Here is a 1,609-nt window from a genome sequence, read left to right on the forward strand (position 1 = left end):
AGGCGACGGGGGGGCGTTGCGCTCTACTCTGACGAGAGAGGCAAAGCGGCGGCGCATCAGGCAGACCTCAGTCTGTGCAGACCGCAGTCTGTGCAGACCCGCAGTCTGTGCGGACCCGCAGTCTGTGCGGACCCGCAGTCTGTTAAGCCCTGCGCCCTACTCTGAATTCTGAATTCTTAATTCTGAATTCTGAATTTTCTTATTGCCGCGGAAAGCGTCCCTGCGGCGGTCGTGATTGCCGAAGTCGACGAAGTCGCACATGCCGAACAGGCGGCTGTAAATGCGGCCCTCGAACAGATCCGCGGCATGGCCGAATCCCTTCGGGGTGCCGTTTGTGGTCACGATGAGCGGCAGTTTGGCGCGGCAGCGCGCGTCGATGACGCTGTGGACGGTTTCGTTCAGGTATTCGCTCCTGCGCTCGGAGGACAGGTCGTCGAGCACCAGCAGGTCAAAGCGGTTCAGGTTGTCGAAATACTCCTGCCGGTCCTCGAAATGCGCCTGCGAGAGATTGGAGACGCGCGCGGCGTTGGTCATCAGGCAGGGAATCAGGCGCGAAAGCAGCGCGTTGCAGACGCAGGCCGCCGCGAAGGTCTTTCCGCTGCCGACGCCGCCGTAAAGCACAAGGCCTTTCCCCTCTTTTTTGTGGGTTTCAAAGTTGTCGGCGTAGTCCTTCACCTTTTGCATCGGGTCGGCATTCTGATTGTCATCCGCCGTGAAGGCGCATTCGGAGATGCCGCGCTCCGAAAACCCGTCCCTGCGCAGTTCCGCGATCACCTGCGCTGTCCGGGCCGTGCGCTCATTCGCTTCCCGCTCGTCCCTGCGCTTTACCGCGCAGGCGCACAGGCAGTTGACGGTGAGCTGTCTGCCCAAAAATTCCTGCCGGCATTGCTTCGGCGTATGGCAGAACCCGCAGTAAAGCAATCCGGCTTTCGTGTAGTCGTTCGCGCGCCGCGGGTTGTTTTGCCCGGCAAGCGCGGAGGTTTTTTGAATGACGTTCAGCAGATCGTTCATGTTTTTGCCCCTCCGAGGCTAAGAAACGAATTCAGAGTTCAGAATTAAGAATTCAGAGTTCAGAAAGAATCGGATGAATCCTCCCGTCATGTGAACATGTCCGCATGCCATCCCCCCTTTAAAAACGTGCGCGGCACGTCGGGAAGCAAAGTCATTACGTCTTGCACATGATGCTGTCGAAATAGTCGTCGAGGTCGGATCTTTCATACGGTTTGGGCTCGTAATTGCCCTCGAGCACTTTGACGAAATTGGCCTTGTTCAGCAGCCAGTCGAACGAGGCGCGCCAGGGCTCTCCCGACGTGCGCGTTCCCCGGTAACCGGAAATCGTCGCGTTCGTCGGGTTTCTGCCGCACAGAAAGTCGCTGTTCTCGGCCTTTTCAAACACTTCGCGCAAGCTTTCCGCCCCGTGCTCGGCGCTCCGCGCCCTGACGGCTTTTTTCCGCTCGTCGGTCAGGCATTTTACCGCAGGCAAAGAGACACAGATGCGGTTGAAGTCATCCATGACCGCCCCGAAATCGATCTTCTTTACCGGCTTCTTTTCTTTTATGCGGTTTGTGCGCGCCGTTTTCGCACCGTCCCGATCGCGGTCCGCATCAAT

Annotated in this window: 2 protein-coding genes; both read right to left on the reverse strand. The window is 58.3% G+C overall.

Going from position 1 to position 1,609, the window contains the following annotated elements:
* Positions 1–156 precede the first annotated feature (156 nt).
* Positions 157–1,011, reverse strand: coding sequence for an ATP-binding protein (locus tag PKH29_02105; GenBank protein ID HNX13632.1), 855 nt, complete (start codon positions 1,009–1,011; stop codon positions 157–159).
* Positions 1,012–1,165: 154 nt separating this feature from the next.
* On the reverse strand, positions 1,166–1,609 hold a 444-nt coding region (locus tag PKH29_02110), incomplete at its 5' end, for a hypothetical protein (protein ID HNX13633.1).

This window comes from Oscillospiraceae bacterium (assembly GCA_035353335.1).
Taxonomy (GTDB): domain Bacteria; phylum Bacillota; class Clostridia; order Oscillospirales; family JAKOTC01; genus DAOPZJ01.

What these genes read in the sequence shown, in the direction of transcription:
- PKH29_02105 (HNX13632.1), bottom strand. Translation starts at nt 1,011, where the DNA reads ATGAACGATCTGCTGAACGTCATTCAAAAAACCTCCGCGCTTGCCGGG.